The 20,958-nt window shown below is 42.5% G+C and carries 16 protein-coding genes and 1 tRNA gene; 3 read left to right on the top strand and 14 right to left on the bottom strand.

Translation table 11 applies throughout. The features are described 5' to 3' along the window. From H5087_RS09875 to deoC, 14 genes are all read right to left on the bottom strand, one after another. Positions 1–125, bottom strand: a 125-nt coding sequence (locus tag H5087_RS09875; RefSeq protein ID WP_033023824.1) for a GTP-binding protein, incomplete at its 3' end; no start/stop codon positions are given. A 62-nt stretch (positions 126–187) separates the two neighbouring features. Further along, positions 188–2,302 carry an elongation factor G gene (gene fusA, locus H5087_RS09870; protein WP_182671905.1) on the bottom strand — a complete coding sequence of 705 codons (2,115 nt, stop codon included), beginning with the start codon at positions 2,300–2,302 and terminating at the stop codon, positions 188–190. Positions 2,303–2,329: 27 nt separating this feature from the next. Then, positions 2,330–2,800: a 30S ribosomal protein S7 gene (gene rpsG / locus H5087_RS09865; RefSeq protein ID WP_010555004.1), complete on the bottom strand. Its 471-nt coding sequence runs from the start codon at positions 2,798–2,800 to the stop codon at positions 2,330–2,332. Between the two features lie 97 nt (positions 2,801–2,897). Continuing rightward, complete coding sequence (gene rpsL, locus H5087_RS09860; protein WP_002958885.1) at positions 2,898–3,272, bottom strand: 30S ribosomal protein S12; 375 nt, start codon at positions 3,270–3,272, stop codon at positions 2,898–2,900. Between the two features lie 195 nt (positions 3,273–3,467). Then, a complete protein-coding gene (rpoC, locus tag H5087_RS09855; RefSeq protein WP_182671904.1) occupies positions 3,468–7,643 on the bottom strand; it encodes a DNA-directed RNA polymerase subunit beta' in 4,176 nt (1,391 codons plus the stop codon). Between the two features lie 104 nt (positions 7,644–7,747). Then, the gene (gene rpoB, locus H5087_RS09850) at positions 7,748–11,773 is read right to left on the bottom strand and encodes a DNA-directed RNA polymerase subunit beta (protein WP_182671903.1); all 4,026 of its coding nucleotides are present in this window, start codon (positions 11,771–11,773) and stop codon (positions 7,748–7,750) included. A 271-nt stretch (positions 11,774–12,044) separates the two neighbouring features. Next, positions 12,045–12,407 carry a 50S ribosomal protein L7/L12 gene (gene rplL, locus H5087_RS09845; protein WP_002958882.1) on the bottom strand — a complete coding sequence of 121 codons (363 nt, stop codon included), beginning with the start codon at positions 12,405–12,407 and terminating at the stop codon, positions 12,045–12,047. Between the two features lie 76 nt (positions 12,408–12,483). Continuing rightward, positions 12,484–12,978, bottom strand: a complete 495-nt coding sequence (gene rplJ, locus H5087_RS09840; protein WP_002958881.1) for a 50S ribosomal protein L10 — start codon at positions 12,976–12,978, stop codon at positions 12,484–12,486. 323 nt (positions 12,979–13,301) lie between these two features. Continuing rightward, complete coding sequence (gene rplA / locus H5087_RS09835; RefSeq protein WP_002958880.1) at positions 13,302–14,006, bottom strand: 50S ribosomal protein L1; 705 nt, start codon at positions 14,004–14,006, stop codon at positions 13,302–13,304. 3 nt (positions 14,007–14,009) lie between these two features. Then, positions 14,010–14,438 carry a 50S ribosomal protein L11 gene (gene rplK / locus H5087_RS09830; RefSeq protein ID WP_002958879.1) on the bottom strand — a complete coding sequence of 143 codons (429 nt, stop codon included), beginning with the start codon at positions 14,436–14,438 and terminating at the stop codon, positions 14,010–14,012. A gap of 214 nt (positions 14,439–14,652) precedes the next feature. After that, positions 14,653–15,216: a transcription termination/antitermination protein NusG gene (gene nusG, locus H5087_RS09825; protein WP_002958878.1), complete on the bottom strand. Its 564-nt coding sequence runs from the start codon at positions 15,214–15,216 to the stop codon at positions 14,653–14,655. A 4-nt stretch (positions 15,217–15,220) separates the two neighbouring features. After that, positions 15,221–15,598: a preprotein translocase subunit SecE gene (secE, locus tag H5087_RS09820; RefSeq protein WP_002958877.1), complete on the bottom strand. Its 378-nt coding sequence runs from the start codon at positions 15,596–15,598 to the stop codon at positions 15,221–15,223. Between the two features lie 132 nt (positions 15,599–15,730). After that, positions 15,731–15,807, bottom strand: a tRNA-Trp gene (locus H5087_RS09815). A gap of 148 nt (positions 15,808–15,955) precedes the next feature. Beyond that, the gene (gene deoC / locus H5087_RS09810) at positions 15,956–16,699 is read right to left on the bottom strand and encodes a deoxyribose-phosphate aldolase (protein WP_182671902.1); all 744 of its coding nucleotides are present in this window, start codon (positions 16,697–16,699) and stop codon (positions 15,956–15,958) included. 450 nt (positions 16,700–17,149) lie between these two features. Between deoC and cysG the strand changes: the two genes are divergently transcribed. From cysG to cysN, 3 genes are read left to right on the top strand one after another with little or no spacing between them, the layout of a single operon-like run. Next, positions 17,150–18,577, top strand: a complete 1,428-nt coding sequence (cysG, locus tag H5087_RS09805; protein WP_024600081.1) for a siroheme synthase CysG — start codon at positions 17,150–17,152, stop codon at positions 18,575–18,577. 49 nt (positions 18,578–18,626) lie between these two features. Further along, complete coding sequence (cysD, locus tag H5087_RS09800; RefSeq protein ID WP_002958873.1) at positions 18,627–19,526, top strand: sulfate adenylyltransferase subunit CysD; 900 nt, start codon at positions 18,627–18,629, stop codon at positions 19,524–19,526. Next, positions 19,526–20,950 (top strand): sulfate adenylyltransferase subunit CysN, encoded by a 1,425-nt coding sequence (gene cysN, locus H5087_RS09795; RefSeq protein ID WP_182671901.1) that lies wholly within the window; start codon positions 19,526–19,528, stop codon positions 20,948–20,950. The genes cysD and cysN overlap by 1 nt, the downstream gene beginning before the upstream one ends. Positions 20,951–20,958 lie beyond the last annotated feature (8 nt).

Raw genomic sequence — 20,958 nt, 5'->3', positions numbered from 1 at the left:
CCGCCGTATACTTTTGCAAGTACGTTAGTGATTGCTGCAGTTAGTGTAGTTTTACCGTGGTCAACGTGGCCGATTGTACCAACGTTTACGTGCGGTTTTACGCGTTCAAACTTTTCTTTTGCCATCTTAAAAAATTCCTAATAAAGAAATTAAAGCCTGACTCACTATTGAGCCAGACAAGCTAAAATTATATAACAGCGCGAGCTGAAATTATTGTATCTGCGACATTTTTAGAGGCTTCAGCGTACTTCACAAACTCCATAGAGTATGAGGCACGGCCCTGTGTTGCAGATCGTAAAGCAGTTGCATAACCAAACATTTCAGAAAGAGGAACTTGCGCATTAATTTGCTTAAGTCCACCTAATGCATCTTCCATGCCTTCGATTATGCCGCGGCGACGGTTTAAGTCGCCAACTACATCACCCATATTTGAATCAGGAGTGAGTACTTCAACCTTCATTACTGGCTCTAAAAGTACAGGGTTAGCTTCAAGCGCCCCGTTTTTCATTGCCAGTGAACCTGCTATTTTAAATGCCATTTCATTCGAATCTACATCATGGAATGAACCATCATATAAAGTCGCTTTAACGCCAAGTAATGGGTAGCCTGCCAGTACACCTTGAGACATTTGCTCTTGGATACCTTTGTCTACCGCAGGAACGAATTCTTTAGGAACTGAACCACCTACGGTTTCGTTAACGAACTCGTAAATTGGTGACTCATCATTCGTAATATCCATCGGTTCAAGTTTAATCCAAACGTGTCCATATTGGCCACGACCACCTGACTGACGTATAAACTTCCCTTCAACCTTAACAGTTGAACGAATAGCTTCTCGGTATGAGACCTGCGGCTTACCAACGTTACATTCAACACTGAATTCACGTTTCATACGGTCGACGATGATATCTAGGTGAAGTTCACCCATGCCAGAGATTATAACCTGGCCTGATTCTTCGTCAGTTTGTACGCGAAAAGAAGGATCTTCAGCAGCTAGTTTACCTAGTGCGATACCCATCTTATCTTGGTCAGCTATAGTGCGGGGCTCAACCGCAATAGAGATTACTGGTTCTGGGAATTCCATACGCTCAAGCGTAATAATAGAATTCGGATCACACAGTGTTTCACCTGTTGTTACGTCTTTAAGACCAATAGCTGCCGCGATGTCACCTGCGAAAACTTCTTTGATCTCTTCACGAGAGTTTGAATGCATCTGTACGATACGGCCAAGTCGCTCACGCTTACTTTTTACTGGATTATATACCGTGTCACCCTGTTTAACAGTACCAGAGTAAACACGGAAAAAGGTCAAGGTTCCAACGAACGGGTCTGTTGCAATCTTAAATGCGAGTGCAGCAAACGGCGCTTTATCATTAGCTGGACGTTCTTCCTCAGTACCATTTTCTAAGATACCTTGGATTTGTTTCACTTGCTCTGGTGACGGCATATATTCAACAACGCCATCAAGCACTGCTTGAACGCCTTTGTTTTTAAATGCGCTACCACAAGTAACTGGAACAATCTCATTTGCTAATGTTCGTTGGCGTAAAGCATTTTTAATTTCTGCTTCACTTAACTCTTCACCTTCTAAGTATTTATCCATTAGTTCTTCTGTTGCTTCAGCAGCGCTTTCAACTAAATGAGCGCGCCATTCTTCAGCTAATTCCAGAAGTTCTGCCGGTATTGCCTCATAAGAGAAAGTCATACCCTGGTCCGCTTCGTTCCAGTTAATCACTTTCATTTTTATAAGGTCAATAACACCTTTAAAGTCGTCCTCAGCGCCTACAGGCAACTGAATTGGAACAGGCGTTGCTCCAAGACGAGATTTCACCTGGCTGACCACTGCTAAGAAGTCTGCGCCCGTGCGATCCATTTTATTTACGAAGATCATTCTCGGAACTTCGTATTTGTTCGCTTGACGCCAAACTGTCTCAGTTTGCGGCTGTACACCAGATGAAGCACAAAGAACAACTACCGCACCATCTAATACGCGTAAAGAACGCTCTACTTCGATAGTGAAATCTACGTGTCCTGGAGTATCAATAATATTGATACGATGGGCGTCAAATTGAGCGTCCATCCCTTTCCAAAAACACGTTGTTGCAGCAGAAGTGATTGTGATACCACGCTCTTGTTCCTGCTCCATCCAATCCATAGTTGCAGCGCCATCATGTACTTCACCGATCTTATGAGAAAGACCTGTGTAGAACAGAACACGTTCTGTTGTGGTGGTTTTGCCTGCATCTACGTGAGCAACAATACCTATATTACGATAGCGCTCAAGTGGAGTTGTACGTGCCATATGATCCTCTTAAAGGTTAAAGACAGATTACCAACGGTAATGAGCGAATGCTTTATTCGCTTCAGCCATACGGTGAACGTCTTCACGTTTCTTAACCGCAGTGCCTTTATTATCAGAAGCGTCAACGATTTCTTGAGCTAAACGTAAGCCCATAGATTTTTCGCCACGCTTACGTGCAGCGTCTACTAACCAACGCATACCTAATGCGTTACGACGAACTGGACGTACTTCAACTGGTACTTGATAAGTTGAACCACCAACACGGCGAGATTTAACCTCTACCTGTGGACGGATGTTATCAAGTGCAGTTTCAAAGATTTCTAGGTGCGACTTGCCTGATTTCTCAGCAGCCACGTCTAGCGCACCATAAACAATTTTTTCAGCAGTAGATTTCTTGCCGTCTAACATCACGATGTTAACGAATTTAGCAAGAAGTTCCGATCCGAACTTAGGATCTGGAAGAATTTTACGTTGACCGATTACGCGTCTTCTAGGCATTTTGTATCTCCGGTATATTCAGGTTTGCTCTTTCGAGTCAATCACCCAAAACAATAATTATAAATATTTAGTGCTTGGCCTTACTAACGGAATACAATTACCCTTTAGGGCGTTTTGCACCGTATTTAGAACGAGCTTGACGACGATCGCTAACGCCTGCACAGTCAAGTGCACCACGAACAGTGTGAAAACGCACACCTGGTAAATCTTTAACACGACCACCACGGATTAGGATTACACTATGCTCTTGAAGGTTATGACCTTCACCGCCAATGTATGAAGTTACTTCGAAACCGTTAGTTAAACGTACACGTGCTACTTTACGTAACGCCGAGTTTGGTTTCTTAGGTGTAGTTGTATATACGCGAGTACATACACCGCGCTTTTGCGGACACGCTTTTAGTGCAGCTGAGTTACTTTTCGTAACCTTGCTACGGCGTGGCTTACGCACTAGCTGGTTAATAGTTGCCATTTAAATAGCTCCTGAAATTAAAATTACTACTGAAAAAAATAAAAAAATCCGCCCTTTATTTACGAGCCTGCATTAAGCACACAAGTAAATGGGTGGCGGAATTTTAATGAGCAAAGTTTAACCTGTCAACCTAAACTAATCGTAAGACAGCATATAACTGCCTGACGATCACTTAATCTATTGATTAAGAACAGTTTATTGATTTCCAGACAAATCAGCATTTAGAGCGTCTGTAAGTGCTTGAGTCGCCTCTTCTGCACTTACTGTTTGCTCTTCTACTACAACTTTGCTTTGTTTACGGCGAGCCATACGATCTTGATGATACGCAAAACCGGTACCGGCTGGGATCAAACGACCCACAATTACGTTTTCTTTAAGACCGCGAAGCTCATCGCTCTTACCATTCACTGCCGCATCTGTAAGAACACGTGTTGTCTCTTGGAAAGACGCTGCAGAGATGAAAGATTCTGTTGCTAGTGATGCTTTTGTGATACCCATTAACTGGATTTCAAACTTAGCTGGTATCTTACCTTGTTTTTCAAGGTCACGGTTTGCGATATTAACGCGCGCCACTTCGATTTGTTCACCGGCTAAGAAGTCAGTATCACCGCCGTGTATGATGGTACATTTACGAATCATCTGACGGATAATTGTTTCAATGTGCTTGTCATTGATCTTAACGCCTTGCAAACGGTAAACCTCTTGCACTTCGTTAACGATGTAGTTAGCAACATGAGTCACACCACGTAGGCGTAAGATGTCATGCGGCGATTCAGGACCATCGGCGATAACTTCACCTTTAGACACTTGCTCACCTTCAAACACGTTAAGTTGACGCCACTTAGGAATCATTTCTTCGTAATGATCGCCTTCTGCTGGAGTAATAACTAAACGCTTCTTACCTTTAGTCTCTTTACCGAAGCTAATAGTACCTGTGATCTCAGCTAAGATAGCTGGCTCTTTAGGTTTACGCGCTTCAAATAAGTCGGCTACGCGTGGTAGACCACCCGTGATATCACGAGTTTTCGAACCTTCTTGTGGTATACGTGCTAACACGTCACCAGGGTTTGCTGTAACGCCGTCAATAACTTCAATCGTAGTGAATGAAGGAAGACGTGTTTCTTGCAGACCGCGCTCTTCACTTTCAATGATAAGCTTAGGTTCTTTAGTATTTACTTTAGCAAGATCTTTAACAACTACACGGGTTAAACCTGTTAGTTCATCAGTCTGTGCTTCAGTATTTGAGTCATCTATGTCGCTAAACGATACTTTTGACTTATGCTCAAGAACGATTGGGTGACTATGCGGGTCCCAAGTAGCAACGATGTCGTTACCTTGAACTTCAGCATTGTCTTGCACTGTTAATACCGCACCGTAAGGTACTTTATAACGCTCTTTTTCACGACCATAGCTATCAATGATAGTGATCTCAGTAGAACGTGAGGTAATAACAATCTTACCATCTGTATTTAATACATATTTTGCGTTGTGCAGTTTTAATGTACCGTTAGTTTTAACTTGTACATTATTTTCTGCTGACGCTCTTGATGCTGCACCACCGATGTGGAATGTACGCATCGTAAGCTGTGTACCCGGCTCACCGATTGACTGCGCCGCGATAACACCGACTGATTCACCCGCGTTGATGATATGACCACGTGCAAGGTCACGACCATAACACTTAGCACATACACCAAAGTCGTTATCACATGTGATAACAGAACGTACGCGAACTTCATCCACTGAGTGCTCTTCTAAAAGGTCACACAGTTTTTCATCAAGCATGATATTACGTTCAACAAGTACAGTATTAGTACCTGGAATTACAATATCTTCAGCTACAACACGACCTAAAACACGTTCACGAAGTGCTTCTACAACATCACCACCTTCAATAAGCGGTTTCATTGTTAAGCCATCTTCTGTGCCACAGTCATCTTCATTGATTACCAAATCTTGTGCTACGTCTACTAGACGACGCGTTAGGTAACCCGAGTTAGCTGTTTTAAGTGCAGTATCGGCAAGACCTTTACGCGCACCATGCGTTGAGATGAAGTACTGAAGTACGTTTAGACCTTCACGGAAGTTAGCTGTGATTGGCGTCTCGATGATTGAACCATCTGGACGTGCCATTAGACCACGCATACCCGCCAACTGACGAATCTGTGCAGCACTACCACGAGCACCTGAGTCGGCCATCATAAACACTGAGTTAAATGACGGTTGCTCTACTTCTTCACCTTTAGCATTAATAACTGTATCTTTTGACAAGTTAGACATCATCTCACGTGATAAGTTTTCGTTTACACGTGACCAGATATCGATAACTTTATTGTACTTTTCACCAGCCGTTACAAGACCTGATTGGAATTGTTGGTTGATTTCAGTAACTTCAGCTTCAGCTGATTCAATTATTTGTGCTTTAACCGGTGGGATAACTAAGTCATCAATACCGATAGAAACACCTGACTTCATTGCATAATGGAAACCGGTGTACATAACTTGGTCAGCAAACACAACAGTGTCTTTAAGACCTAGACGACGGTAACACTCATTCAATAAGCTAGAAATCTGCTTTTTACCTAGTGGCTGGTTGATTGACGCAAACGGCATACCAGTTGGTAAAATTAGAGATAGAATTGCACGACCTACAGTTGTATCGATTACAGTAATAGTATCTTCTACTACACCATCTTCGTTTTTAACTGATTGGCTAATACGTACTTTCACGATTGCGTGAAGGTCAGCATTGCCGCTGCGGTATGCTTTTTCTGCTTCTTTTGGATCTTTAAATATCGCGCCTTCGCCTTTAGCGTTAATGCGGTCACGAGTCATGTAATAAAGACCCAATACAACATCCTGTGAAGGAACGATGATTGGCTCACCATTCGCAGGAGATAGAATGTTGTTTGTTGACATCATTAAGGCACGAGCTTCAAGCTGTGCTTCGATTGTTAACGGTACGTGTACCGCCATTTGGTCACCATCGAAATCGGCGTTGTAGGCCGCACATACTAATGGGTGCAAATGAATCGCTTTACCTTCGATAAGCACAGGTTCAAACGCTTGGATACCCAAACGGTGAAGTGTTGGTGCACGGTTAAGTAATACTGGATGTTCACGAATTACTTCGTCAAGTACATCCCATACTTCCGGAACTTCACGCTCAACCATCTTCTTAGCTGCTTTGATTGTCGTAGCCATGCCGCGACGCTCTAATTTGCCATAGATGAATGGTTTGAATAACTCTAGTGCCATCTTCTTAGGAAGACCACATTGGTGAAGCTTAAGAGTAGGACCTACTGTGATTACAGAACGGCCTGAATAATCTACACGCTTACCAAGTAGATTCTGACGGAAACGACCTTGCTTACCCTTGATCATATCAGCAAGAGATTTAAGAGGACGCTTGTTAGAACCTGTAATTGCACGACCACGACGACCGTTATCAAGTAGCGCATCTACCGCTTCTTGTAACATACGTTTTTCGTTGCGTACAATAATGTCTGGTGCTGCTAAATCTAGTAGACGCTTAAGACGGTTGTTACGGTTAATAACACGACGGTAAAGGTCATTTAGATCAGATGTCGCAAAACGACCACCGTCTAATGGTACTAATGGGCGTAGATCTGGTGGCAATACTGGAAGTACTGTCATGATCATCCACTCAGGGTTATTACCTGATTGGTGGAACGATTCCATTAACTTAAGACGTTTAGTGATCTTTTTACGCTTAGTTTCAGAGTTAATTGTTGGTAACTCTTCACGCATTTCAGCAATTAATTGAGCAAGATCGAGTTCACGAAGCAAGTCTAAAACTGCTTCAGCACCCATCTTCGCTTCAAACTCATCACCGTGCTCTTCTAGTGAATCTAAGTATTCTTCTTCACCTAATAGTTGACCGCGCTCAAGCGTTGTCATACCAGGCTCAGTTACTACGAATGATTCGAAGTAAAGAACACGTTCAATATCACGAAGCGTCATATCTAGCATTAAGCCGATACGTGACGGTAATGATTTTAAAAACCATATATGTGCAACTGGGCTCGCAAGGTCGATATGACCCATACGATCGCGTCGCACCTTAGTGAGTGTTACTTCAACGCCACACTTTTCACAGATCACACCACGGTGTTTAAGGCGTTTATATTTACCACATAAACACTCATAATCTTTCACTGGGCCGAAAATACGGGCACAGAATAAGCCGTCGCGCTCAGGCTTGAAAGTACGGTAGTTAATAGTCTCAGGTTTCTTTACTTCACCGTATGACCATGAACGAACCATGTCTGGTGAAGCAAGACCAATGCGAATTGCATCGAATTCTTCGGTCTTATTTTGTTGCTTCAGAAACTTAAGTAAGTCTTTCACCTTAGCTCTCCTGTCGGAGTTAATCTTGAGGACGGGTAGTCTCGTCCCTACATTCTATTCAGCCGTAACAGATGCTGCAGCGTTAACTGCAGCATCTAATTGGCTTAATTTTCTTCCAACTCGATGTTGATACCCAGTGAGCGGATTTCTTTCAACAATACGTTGAACGATTCTGGCATACCTGGTTCCATTTTATGGTTACCATCAACGATGTTTTTATACATCTTAGTACGACCGTTCACGTCATCCGATTTCACTGTTAGCATTTCTTGTAGAGTGTAAGCAGCACCGTAAGCTTCAAGTGCCCATACTTCCATCTCACCAAAACGCTGGCCACCGAACTGTGCTTTACCACCCAGCGGCTGCTGAGTAACAAGGCTATAAGAACCAGTAGAACGTGCGTGCATCTTATCGTCAACCAAGTGGTTAAGTTTAAGCATGTACATGTAACCAACAGTTACTTGACGTTCAAACTGATCGCCAGTACGGCCATCATAAAGTGTAACCTGACCACTTCGAGGATATCCACCAAGCTCAAGCATGTCTTTGATTTCGTTTTCTTTCGCGCCATCAAATGCAGGAGTAGCTATTGGTAAACCACCTTTTAAGTTTTCAGCTAGACGACGAATTTCGTCATCAGTGAAGCTAGCAATGTCTACAACTTGGCGAGATTCACCAATTTCGTAAGCTTGCTTGATGAATTCACGTAGCTCATGAAGCTCACGTTGTTCTTTCATCATCTCTTCAATACGTTCACCGATACCACGTGCAGCAAGACCCATATGTGTTTCAAGGATCTGACCGATGTTCATACGCGATGGTACACCTAGTGGATTCAATACGATATCTACCGTACGACCTTTGTCATCGTAAGGCATATCTTCTACTGGTACGATAGTCGAGATAACACCTTTGTTACCGTGACGACCCGCCATTTTATCACCCGGTTGGATACGACGTTTAACAGCTAGGTATACTTTAACAATCTTAAGTACGCCTGGTGCTAAATCATCACCCTGAGTAATTTTACGACGTTTGTTTTCAAACTTTTTATCGTATTCAGCTTTAAGCTCATCGTACTGTGCAGCTAGTTGCTCAAGCTCAGCTTGCTTGTCTTCTTCAGCAAGGCTTTGCGTAAGTACTTTTTCAGCATTAAGAGATGCAAGTTTATCTTCATCAAAACCAGCAGCTACAAGTAGCTTGCGTGCACGGTCTAAAACGCCTGCTTCTAAAATACGGAACTCTTCGTTGAAGTCTTTCTTCGCTTCGCGAAGCTGCATATCTTCAACTTCTAACGCACGTTTATCTTTTTCAACACCATCACGGGTGAAAACTTGCACGTCAATTACAGTACCAGTTACAGAGTTTGGTACGCGTAAAGAGCTGTCTTTAACGTCAGACGCTTTTTCGCCGAAGATAGCACGTAGTAGCTTCTCTTCAGGTGTAAGCTGTGTCTCGCCTTTAGGAGTCACTTTACCTACTAGGATATCGCCGCCTTTAACTTCAGCACCAATATATACAACGCCTGATTCATCAAGCTTGCCTAGCGCAGACTCACCCACATTCGGGATATCTGCAGTGATCTCTTCAGGACCTAATTTAGTATCACGGGCAACACACTGTAGTTCTTGAATATGGATAGTCGTTAGACGATCTTCTTCAACTACGCGCTCTGATAACAAGATTGAATCTTCGAAGTTGTAACCGTTCCATGGCATGAATGCCACGCGAAGGTTTTGACCAAGGGCTAAGTCACCTAAGTCAGTCGAAGGACCATCTGCTAACACATCACCACGAGTAACCGGTTCGCCAACCATACAAGTTGGTTTTTGGTTAATACATGTATTTTGGTTAGAACGTGTGTATTTGGTTAAGTTGTAGATGTCGATGCCCGCTTCACCAGGGATGCGTTCTTCTTCATGTACATTTACAACGATGCGACTTGCGTCAGCATACATTACTTCACCACCACGTTTAGCAACGATAGTTACACCAGAGTCTTTCGCTAGTGTTAACTCAATACCAGTACCTACTAACGGTTTATCCGCTTTCAATGTTGGTACTGCTTGACGTTGCATGTTTGAACCCATCAATGCACGGTTAGCATCATCGTGTTCTAGGAACGGGATAAGTGCTGCCGCTACAGAGATCACCTGTTGTGGTGATACATCCATATACTGCTGGTCCATGCGACCCATAAAGGTAGATTCACCTTTGTGACGACATGGAATAAGTTCATCAACAAACTCATTGGTTTCAGTTAAGTTTGAGTTCGCCTGTGCGATAACAAACTGACCTTCTTCAATGGCTGATAAGTAATCAACTTCATCAGTTACAACACCATCTACCACTTTGCGGTAAGGTGTTTCTAAGAAACCGTAGTCATTTGTACGTGCGTACGTAGACAACGAGTTAATTAGACCGATGTTTGGACCCTCAGGAGTCTCGATTGGACATACGCGACCATAGTGAGTTACGTGAACGTCACGTACTTCAAAGCCAGCGCGTTCACGAGTTAGACCGCCCGGACCTAATGCAGAGATACGACGTTTATGCGTAACTTCTGATAGTGGGTTATTTTGGTCCATAAACTGTGATAACTGAGACGAGCCGAAGAACTCTTTAACCGCTGCCGAAATAGGCTTAGCGTTAATAAGATCTTGTGGCATTATCGCGTCAAGGTCACCTAAGCTTAAACGCTCACGTACAGCACGTTCAACACGTACTAGACCAACACGGAATTGGTTCTCAGCCATTTCGCCAACACTACGTATACGACGGTTGCCTAAGTGATCGATATCATCAACATCGCCTTGACCGTTACGAATAGCAATTAATACTTTCATAACAGACACGATGTCTTCTTTGCTTAATGTGCCTGGGCCTGTGTCTGTATCGTAACCAACACGGCTATTGAACTTCATACGACCTACAGTAGATAAGTCATAACGCTCTTCAGAGAAGAACAAGTTCTGGAATAAGGCTTCAGCCGCGTCTTTCGTCGGTGGCTCGCCTGGGCGCATCATGCGGTAAATTTCTACTAGTGCTTCTAAACGGCTGCTTGAAGAGTCAATGTTCAATGTATTTGACATGTAAGCACCGCTGTCCACTTCATTGATATATAACGTATCAATTTTAGTGTGACCGGCTTTAACCAATTCAGCCATTAGCTCTAGAGTTAGCTCGTCATTTGCATTTGCAATAACTTCACCAGTTGACTCATCAACATAGTTTTTAGCTACAATACGGCCAATGATGTACTCATGTGGTACTTCTAATTGCTTAATGCCTTTCTTCTCGATGCTCTTGATGTGGCGAGCCGTAACACGACGACCGCTTTCAACAAATACTTCACCGTCTTCGCTCTTGATATCAAAAGCGGCAGTTTCACCACGTAAACGCGAAGGTACAAGTTCCATAAGAACTTTACCATTCGTTACTTCAAACGTAGTGTTATCGAAGAACATATCTAGGATTTCTTCGCTAGAATACTCTAGTGCACGTAGGATGATAGACGCCGGTAATTTACGACGGCGGTCAATACGTACATATAAGTTATCTTTTGCATCAAATTCGAAGTCTAACCATGAACCACGGTAAGGTATAACGCGTGCGTTATATAATACTTTACCCGATGAATGGGTTTTACCGCGGTCGTTATCAAAGAATACACCAGGGCTACGGTGTAGCTGAGAAACGATAACACGCTCTGTACCATTGATTACAAAAGTACCGGTATCTGTCATGAGCGGAATTTCGCCCATGTAAACTTCTTGCTCTTTAATGTCTTTAACTGTGCCTGGTGCTTCTTTGTCCATAACAACAAGACGCAGTTTCACGCGAAGTGGAGCAGAATAAGTCACACCGCGAATTTGACATTCTTTTACATCGAAAACTGGCTCACCAATACGGTAACTTACGTATTGAAGCTCAGAATTTCCCGAGTAGCTTTTAATAGGGAACACAGAACGGAAGGCAGCTTCCAAACCATGATCGCCATCAGCGTCCGGCACTAAGAATTTTTTAAACGATTCTAACTGTGTAGACAGTAAAAAAGGTATATCCAAAACTTGTGGACGTTTACCAAAATCCTTACGGATACGTTTCTTTTCAGAATAAGAGTAAGCCATGGGGTTCCTCAGCTTGCTGATCTTTGACCCGACCTGTTCTTGTAAGAACAGACTTAACTGGCAGCTATGCCAAGATTTTACAACATTTAACTGTTGTTCTAATTAGATCCCACTTTAACACTAGCAAACTATAAAGCGTTGAAAGTAAAGAAAAAATCAGATTTTATTTGAACTAAAAGAGTGCATCACTCTATAGCGCAAAAAGGCCGGTGATTAAATAATCACCAGCCCTTGCCTGATTTCTCAGGCAGCGAACTTAGCAAAAGCTAAATTACTTAACCTCAACTTCAGCACCAGCTTCAGTAAGATCTTTTGCAAGTGCTTCAGCTTCTTCTTTAGATACACCTTCTTTAACAGGTGTAGGAGCAGCTTCAACAAGAGCTTTCGCTTCTTTAAGGCCAAGGCCAGTTGCGCTACGAACAGCTTTGATTGCAGAAACCTTGTTAGCGCCAGCGCCAGTAAGGATTACGTCAAATTCTGTTTTCTCTTCAGCAGCTTCAGCAGCTGGACCAGCTACCATTGCAGCTGCAGCAGTTACGCCGAATTTTTCTTCCATTGCTTCGATAAGAGCAACAACGTCCATTACTGACATTTCAGCAATTGCGTCAAGGATTTGGTCTTTAGATACAGACATTACAAATTTCCTAATAATTAACGGACATTAAGTCCAAATAAATTTTACACCGAAAGTGAGATTATACAGCTTAAAATTAAGCAGCTTGCTCTTCTTTCTGTACACGTACTGCTTCAATTGTTTTACACAATTTGCCAGCAGACGCTTCTTTCATAGCACTCATTAAGCGTGCAACAGCTTCATCGTATGTAGGTAATGTAGCAAGCATTGCTGCATCAACAACATTTCCTTCAAAAGCGGCCGTTTTAAGCTCGAATTTCTCATTCTTTTTCGCGAAATCTGAAAAGATACGCGCAGCAGCACCTGGGTGCTCTGATGAGAAAGCGATTAAGCTTGGACCAACAAATGAATCAGAAAGACACTCAAAATCTGTTCCTTCAAGAGCACGTTTTGCTAAAGTGTTACGGACAACTTTCATCCAAACACCATTTGCACGAGCTTCTTTACGAAGGGCAGTGATTGCGCCAACTGTTACACCACGAGAATCTGCAACAACTGCAGATAGAGCACCATTGGCTGCTTCGTTGACTTCAGCAACTATTGCTTTTTTGCCTTGAAGATTTAAAGCCATGGGTGTTACTCCTGGTTTAATGGGGGTACCGATTATCGGATTCCCCTGTTCTACTCTTCCCTACCAAACAAGGTAGAGATGCTTTTTACGGCGAGAGCCAGAAGGATTAGGAAAAATCTATCTGGGGTCTACACCGTCTACGTAGGTGAATATTAAGGCCGAAGCCACCTACGGTCTTGGACGGAAGCCCAATTTATCGTTAACCCCGAAGGCTTAACGAAATTATGGACTTCAACCCGAATTCTTTACTTTGCAAATTAATAAATTAATCAACAAAATGGCGCGAAATTATAGTACAAATTTCACGCCATGTAAACACTCAATTAAGCAACAATAGTGCTTAAAGTGTTTTGGTCAACAGAAACACCTGCGCCCATTGTTGTAGAGATAGTTACTTTCTTCAAGTAAACACCTTTAGCTTGAGAAGGTTTAGCCTTCTTAAGCGCAACAATTAGAGCTTCAAGGTTTTGTTGTAACTGCTCTGCAGTGAAATCAACCTTACCAATAGTAGTATGGATGATGCCATTTTTGTCATTACGGTAACGTACTTGACCTGCTTTAGCATTTTTAACTGCTTCTGCAACGTTAGGCGTTACAGTACCAGTTTTAGGGTTTGGCATTAGACCACGTGGGCCTAAGATTTGACCTAGTTGACCAACAACACGCATAGCGTCTGGTGATGCAACAACAACGTCAAAGTTCATCTCGCCTTTTTTAACTAGTTCAGCAAGATCTTCCATACCTACTAATTCAGCACCGGCTTCTTTTGCAGCTTCTGCATTAGCGCCTTGTGTGAATACAGCAACACGAACGTCACGACCAGTACCGTTAGGTAGTACAGTAGCACCACGAACGTTTTGATCAGATTTACGAGCATCGATACCAAGGTTAACGGCAACGTCAACACTTTCTACGAATTTAGCTGTCGCTAACTCTTTTAAAAGAGCAACTGCTTCATTGATTTCGTAATCTTTAGTTACTTCCACTTTTTCGCGGATAGTACGCATACGTTTAGTTAATTTAGCCATTTCTTAGTCCTCTACGTTCAAGCCCATCGCACGCGCAGAACCTGCGATAGTGCGAACCGCTGCGTCCATATCGGCAGCTGTAAGGTCAGTTCGTTTTGTCTCAACAATTTCTTCAAGTTGAGCACGAGTTACTGTGCCTACTTTATCAGTGTTAGGACGGCCTGAGCCTGACTTGATACCAGCAGCTTTCTTAAGTAAGTAAGCAGCAGGTGGCGTTTTCATGTCGAACGTAAATGAACGGTCACCGTAAACAGAGATCACTACAGGAACTGGAGCGCCTTTTTCGATAGACTCTGTACGTGCGTTAAACGCTTTACAGAATTCCATGATGTTTACACCGTGTTGACCTAGTGCAGGACCTACTGGAGGACTAGGATTAGCCATACCAGCGGCAACTTGTAGCTTGATTAGAGCTTCAACTTTTTTAGCCATTATAAATACCTCATTTGGTGGGTCTCAGCCTTGTGCGCGCGAGGACGCGTACTCTAACGGCTTCCCAGTTTAAAAATTGGTTTCGTACTTTTTGCACAGTAAAAAATAAATTTTACCTTAATACAAAAAGGCCGCTGATTATAAGTTAATCAGCGGCCTTTTTCAAGCTTCATGCCAAAATTTAAATAAAAATTAGCGAAGCTTTTTTAATCAATTACTTATCTTGCTCAACTTGACCGAATTCAAGCTCAACTGGCGTAGAACGACCAAAAATAAGTACAGATACTTTTACGCGGCTCTTTTCGTAGTCAACTTCTTCAACTACACCACTGAAATCTGCAAATGGACCATCTGTAACGCGTACAACTTCACCTGGTTCAAATAATGTAGCAGGTTTAGGTGCTTCAGCATTTTCTTGTAGGCGATTAAGAATGCGCTCAGCTTCTTTAGGGCTGATAGGAGCAGGACGATCAGACGTACCACCAATAAAGCCCATAACGCGTTCTGTGCTGTTCACTAAGTGCCAGCTTGCGTCATTCATATCCATTTGTACTAATACATAACCTGGGAAGAATTTACGCTCAGATTTACGCTTTTGGCCAGCGCGCATCTCAACAACTTCTTCAGTTGGTACTAGTATCTCACCAAAGCTCGATTCTAGACCTTCGATTTTAATATGTTCAATTAACGTTTGAGCTACACGCTTTTCGTAACCAGAAAAGGCCTGTACTACATACCAACGTAACTTAATTTCTTTGTTCTCGTTCTCATCCGACATGGGATCAGATCTCCAATCCAGTTAAAAAGCCTACAGCGCGGAATAAAATGCCATCTAATCCCCAAAGGATAAGTGCCATAATCACTGTTGCAACCATTACAATTAATGTCGTGTGGGTAGTTTCTTGGCGCGTTGGCCAAATAACTTTGCGTACTTCAATTCGAGCTTCTTTAGCGAAAGCAAGAAAGTTACGTCCCTTAAATGTTTGCGAGGCAATTGCTAATCCGGCCGCTATTGCAACAACAACGCCAATAGCACGTAGTAATACAGATTGATCTGCATACATGTGATTACCAACAACTGCGCCTGCAAGTAGCGCGATTGCTACTAACCACTTTACTGACTCCATCGCACTTGATGGTGTTTCTACATTCGTGCTCATAATATTATTACCTTAACTACAGACACAACAACCCTACACTACGGCAGGGTTAATCCATTAAAATCTAAACTTAAAAACAGACTTAACTTAAACCGGTTTTTAATCTCAGACTACTCAAACAACAAGTAAAACTGGCAGGGGCGGAGAGATTCGAACTCCCAACCATCGGTTTTGGAGACCGCTGTTCTACCAATTGGAACTACGCCCCTGCAAAGTGGATGCCTATTATACTTACGCAGTTCATTAACACAAGCCTAAAAGATACCCACATTGGAAAATCTAATTAATTAATTACATTATTGTTTAAACTGCTAATAATTTAATCGGTTAGATAAACCTACAATCCAAAGATATTGATTATTTCCCTATGGTTTTATAAACGTCACTTAACAAGCTTGAAGCACCAAACCTAAATGTATTTGCTTGCAAATAATCATCACCCATTATTGCGCGTGCTAGTGCTAAATAATCACTAGCATCGGCAACAGTTTTAACACCGCCGGCCGCTTTAAAGCCCACACGTTTGTTTGAGTTTTTAATGGCTGTTAGCATAATTTTTGTTGATTCAAGGGTCGCATTAATGGCCACTTTACCCGTACTGGTTTTTACAAAATCAGCACCGCCTTCAATTGCAAGCTCCGTGGCTTGAGTAATAAGCGCGTCGGTTTTTAGCTCGCCGCTTTCTATTATTACTTTAAGTTGCGCGCGCGACCCACACGCTTTTTTACTTTCGCTTACATAGCTAAGTACAGTTTGAGCATCGCCCGCTATTAGTTTTTTATAAGGAATAACCAAATCAATTTCGTCTGTGCCGCGCTCTATAGCAATAAGTGTTTCGTTAATTACATCACTCAGTGGTGCATCACCCGTTGGAAAGTTAGTGACTGTTGCGACTTTAACATGGTTAAGCTCACGCGCTGCGAGTGCTATTTTTGCATCATCAACAAAATCGCTATAAATACATACTGCGGCAGGCGTACCTAAGGTAGGATTTATGCTATCAACAAGTGCTTGAATGCTTTTGGTGGTATCGCTGGTATTTAAGCTTGTTAAATCCATCAGTGCGACTGCTAATGCGGCATCTTTTTGGTGTTGTGTCATTAGAGCTCCGTTGCTTATGTAATACCAATTTTATTAAAAACATGATCATTTTAGCGTATTAAATAACTCACTAACTACGTCAAAAATTATTTATATAGAACAACTATGTATCATAATTTTAGCCTTGTTATTGAGCTATTTTCTCGTCGCTATAATAGATCACTAATTTAATGCAATTGGTATAAGTACAAAATAGAATATGCTTCCATATTAACAAATTAAACCAAACTCGCTATAGCTCATAACCAAACACTATAAGCTGTTTATTTTACTTGTAACTCGGCGCAATCCCTTGTTAACTAACTCTTAGGCCTAAAAAGCCCACCTATTATAACTTTTGGTTATATCAACTTGGTTTTAATTATTTTTTACTTATTGATAGCCGCTATATTCTGCTTATCAGAATAAAGCGTTTTCTTATATTTGAATTTGTTTAGGGGTCTTATTAACGTGCAGTATTTACCTATCTTTACCAAACTCGACAACAAACCAGTATTGGTTGTTGGCGGTGGAGAGGTCGCATTACGCAAATGTCGCGCGTTTTTAAAAGCGAGAGCGAGCGTTACTTTAGTAGCGCCTTGGTTTTGCGACGAACTAAAAGAGCATGCACATAATAATGAAGTAACGCTTATTGATGCTTATTTTGATGAGTCGCATCTCGATGGAAAAATGCTTGTTATTGCAGCAACCGACCGCGATGAAGTAAACAACAACGTATTTGAACTTGCCAATGCCCGCAATGTATTTGTAAACGTGGTTGATGACCAACCTAAATGTACGTTTATATTTCCATCCATTGTTGACCGCGACCCAATTACGATTGCTATATCAAGTGCAGGCACAGCGCCGGTACTTGCACGTCGCTTACGCGAAAAGCTCGAAACCCTTATTCCGCATCATATTGGTCCACTTGCAACACTTGTCGGTGGCTTTAGAGACAAAGTAAAAAAACGCTTTAAACATTTTTCAGACCGCCGCCAATTTTGGGAAGGCGTATTCGACTCATCTGTCGTGAGTAAAGTGCAAACCGGTGATACTCAAGCCGCACAGCAACAACTAGAGCAAATGCTAGATGCTAAAGCAGAACCTGAAGGCGAAGTATATGTAGTAGGTGCAGGCCCTGGCGATCCAGAGCTTTTAACACTTAAAGCACTGCAACTTATGCAACAAGCCGATGTGGTTGTATACGACTTTTTAGTGTCTGACGAAATTATGGAATTAGTGCGCCGCGATGCTGACCTTATTTGCGTAGGCAAACGTTTAGGCGATCATAGTGTTGTTCAAGACGACACCAACCAAATGCTGGTCGACCTTGCTAAACAAGGCAAAAAAGTGTGCCGCATTAAAGGTGGCGATCCGTTTATTTATGGCCGTGGTGGCGAAGAAGTACAAGTACTGGCTGCTAACAACGTAAATTATCAAATTGTACCGGGTATTACAGCCGCTGCAGGTTGTAGTGCTTATGCGGGCATTCCGCTAACGCATCGTGACCATGCACAAGCCATTCAATTTGTAACTGGCCACTGTAAAAAAGACGGCCAAGAACTTGATTGGCAATCGTTGGCAAAAGCAAATCAAACGCTGGCTATTTACATGGGCGTAATTAAATCGCCGCACATACAAAGCGAGCTTTTAAAGCATGGCCGCAAAGCCGACACACCTGTTGCCATTATCGAAAACGGTACACGCAAAAATCAGCGTGTAGTAACAGGCCAATTAGGCGAACTTGCCGACTTAATTGAACGCAACAGCATTATATCGCCTGCGCTACTCATTATTGGTGAAGTAGCTGCCCTGCACTCGCAACTAGCGTGGTTTGGGAAAAACGAGCAAACAAGCAGCTTTGCACAGCCGCTAACAGATGTATCAAATACATAACCGAATTTTAAATTTGTAACTTTTAATCATTTTAGTAGGACGACTAACAATGGCTTTAACTCACCTTCAGCAACTTGAAGCTGAAAGTATCAAAATCATGCGCGAAGTCGCCGCTGAGTTTGAGAACCCAGTAATGCTTTACTCTATTGGTAAAGATTCGTCGGTACTTTTGCACTTAGCGCGTAAAGCATTTTACCCTGCAAAAATTCCGTTCCCGTTATTACACGTAGACACCAACTGGAAGTTTCGTGAAATGATTGAGTTTCGCGACCGTATAGCTAAAGAATACGGCTTTGACCTACTGGTACACAAAAATCCAGAAGGTATTGAAATGGGTGTAGGCCCGTTTACGCATGGCTCGGGTAAACATACCGACATAATGAAAACCCAAGGCTTAAAACAAGCGCTAGATAAATACGGCTTTGATGCTGCATTTGGTGGCGCACGCCGCGACGAAGAAAAGTCACGCGCAAAAGAGCGTGTTTACTCGTTCCGCGACAAACACCACCGTTGGGACCCTAAAAACCAACGCCCAGAGCTTTGGAATACCTACAACAGCCAAGTTAATCCGGGTGAGAGCATTCGTGTTTTCCCATTATCTAATTGGACTGAGCTTGATATTTGGCAATACATTTACCAAGAAAACATCGAAATGGTGCCATTGTACCTAGCTAAAGATCGCCCAGTAGTTGAGCGCGACGGTACTTTGATTATGGTTGACGATGAGCGTATGCCTCTTAATGAAGGTGAAGTACCGCAAATGAAATCTGTACGTTTTCGTACATTAGGCTGCTACCCACTTACCGGTGCAGTTGAGTCAACAGCCAGTACTTTAACCGAAATCATCGAAGAAATGCTGCTATCTACGTCATCTGAACGTGAAGGTCGTGTTATTGATCATGATTCAGCCGGCTCAATGGAGAAGAAAAAACGTGAGGGGTATTTTTAATGTCTAGCCAAAATAACGATACATTTAACGAAGTAAAAGAAATAGGCATAGACGCCTACCTAGCACGCCAACAAGACAAAAGCTTATTACGCATGCTTACTTGTGGCAGCGTAGATGACGGTAAATCAACATTGATTGGCCGCCTACTGCACGACAGCCACCAAATTTATGAAGATCAGCTAGCAGCCCTTCATAAAGATAACGAAAAAGTAGGTAATGCAGGTGAAGATCTTGACCTTGCATTATTAGTTGATGGCCTACAAGCTGAGCGCGAGCAAGGCATTACCATTGACGTAGCGTACCGTTACTTTTCAACGGCTAAGCGTAAATTTATTATTGCCGACACACCTGGGCACGAGCAATACACACGCAACATGGTAACGGGTGCATCAACAAGTGATGTCGCCATTATTTTGGTTGATGCGCGTTACGGCGTGCAAGTACAAACTAAGCGCCATAGCTTTATTTGTGACTCGCTGGGCATTAAGCAGTTTGTTGTTGCCGTTAATAAAATGGATATCGTTGATTTTGACGAAACCGTGTATGAAAAAATTAAGGCCGATTACCTTAAATTTGCTGAGCAACTTAACGTATCAAACATTAAGTTTGTGCCTATGTCGGCGCTTAAAGGCGACAACGTAGTAACACGCTCTGCACATACACCGTATTACACCGACAAGCCGCTACTAGAGTTACTAGAAGATTCGCCAGCAGCCGAAATAGATACAGGCTTTGAAGCGCGCCTACCTGTGCAATATGTCGTGCGTCCTAACTTAAACTTCCGTGGTTTTCAGGGCACACTTACATCGGGCAAGATGCACGTAGGCGATGCTGTAAAAGTATTACCGTCGGGTAAAACGTCAAGCATTAAAGAAATTGTTACCTTTGATGGCAATTTAGATAGCGCCGAAGCAGGCCAAGCAATTACCGTTACCCTAAATAACGAGATTGATATTAGCCGAGGTGATGTAATCGTACCTGCAAACTCAACGGCCGCTGTTACTAACCAGCTGCAAGCTAAAATTGTGTGGATGCATGAATCGCCATTAGTGTTAGGTAAAAGCTATAACCTAAAACTAGGTAGCAAAAACACCTCAGCTATTGTTAAAAAGATTGACTACACAATTGATGTAAACACGCTTGAGCACGGTACTAGCGACTCATTACAGCTAAACGAAATTGCGATTGTAACGCTTGAACTAACCGAAACTATTTTGGCAGACGAGTACCACAGCAATCACGAAACAGGCTCGTTTATCCTAATCGATCGCTTATCAAACCTAACTGTTGCTGCCGGTATGATTGAGCAAGTACTGCAAAGCCAAACAAAGCAAAGTAACTTTAGCGAATTTGAAGTTGAATTTAACAGCTTAGTACGCAAGCACTTCCCGCATTGGCAAGCGCTTGATATTTCTAAGTTATAAGTTAACTT

This window comes from Pseudoalteromonas sp. SR43-7, assembly GCF_014163785.1.
Taxonomy (GTDB): Bacteria; Pseudomonadota; Gammaproteobacteria; order Enterobacterales; family Alteromonadaceae; genus Pseudoalteromonas; species Pseudoalteromonas distincta.
The sequence above is the reverse complement of the archived record's forward strand: the minus strand, read 5'-3'. Positions and strand labels throughout refer to the sequence as shown.

Excerpts from the sequence above, each read along its gene's own strand:
- fusA (WP_182671905.1), bottom strand. The coding sequence starts at position 2,302 with ATGGCACGTACAACTCCACTTGAGCGCTATCGTAATATAGGTATTGTT.
- rpsG (WP_010555004.1), bottom strand. The coding sequence starts at position 2,800 with ATGCCTAGAAGACGCGTAATCGGTCAACGTAAAATTCTTCCAGATCCT.
- rpsL (WP_002958885.1), bottom strand. The coding sequence starts at position 3,272 with ATGGCAACTATTAACCAGCTAGTGCGTAAGCCACGCCGTAGCAAGGTT.
- rpoB (WP_182671903.1), bottom strand. The coding sequence starts at position 11,773 with ATGGCTTACTCTTATTCTGAAAAGAAACGTATCCGTAAGGATTTTGGT.
- rplL (WP_002958882.1), bottom strand. The coding sequence starts at position 12,407 with ATGTCTGTATCTAAAGACCAAATCCTTGACGCAATTGCTGAAATGTCA.
- rplJ (WP_002958881.1), bottom strand. The coding sequence starts at position 12,978 with ATGGCTTTAAATCTTCAAGGCAAAAAAGCAATAGTTGCTGAAGTCAAC.
- rplA (WP_002958880.1), bottom strand. The coding sequence starts at position 14,006 with ATGGCTAAATTAACTAAACGTATGCGTACTATCCGCGAAAAAGTGGAA.
- rplK (WP_002958879.1), bottom strand. The coding sequence starts at position 14,438 with ATGGCTAAAAAAGTTGAAGCTCTAATCAAGCTACAAGTTGCCGCTGGT.
- nusG (WP_002958878.1), bottom strand. The coding sequence starts at position 15,216 with ATGTCGGATGAGAACGAGAACAAAGAAATTAAGTTACGTTGGTATGTA.
- secE (WP_002958877.1), bottom strand. The coding sequence starts at position 15,598 with ATGAGCACGAATGTAGAAACACCATCAAGTGCGATGGAGTCAGTAAAG.
- deoC (WP_182671902.1), bottom strand. The coding sequence starts at position 16,699 with ATGACACAACACCAAAAAGATGCCGCATTAGCAGTCGCACTGATGGAT.
- cysD (WP_002958873.1), top strand. The coding sequence starts at position 18,627 with ATGGCTTTAACTCACCTTCAGCAACTTGAAGCTGAAAGTATCAAAATC.
- cysN (WP_182671901.1), top strand. The coding sequence starts at position 19,526 with ATGTCTAGCCAAAATAACGATACATTTAACGAAGTAAAAGAAATAGGC.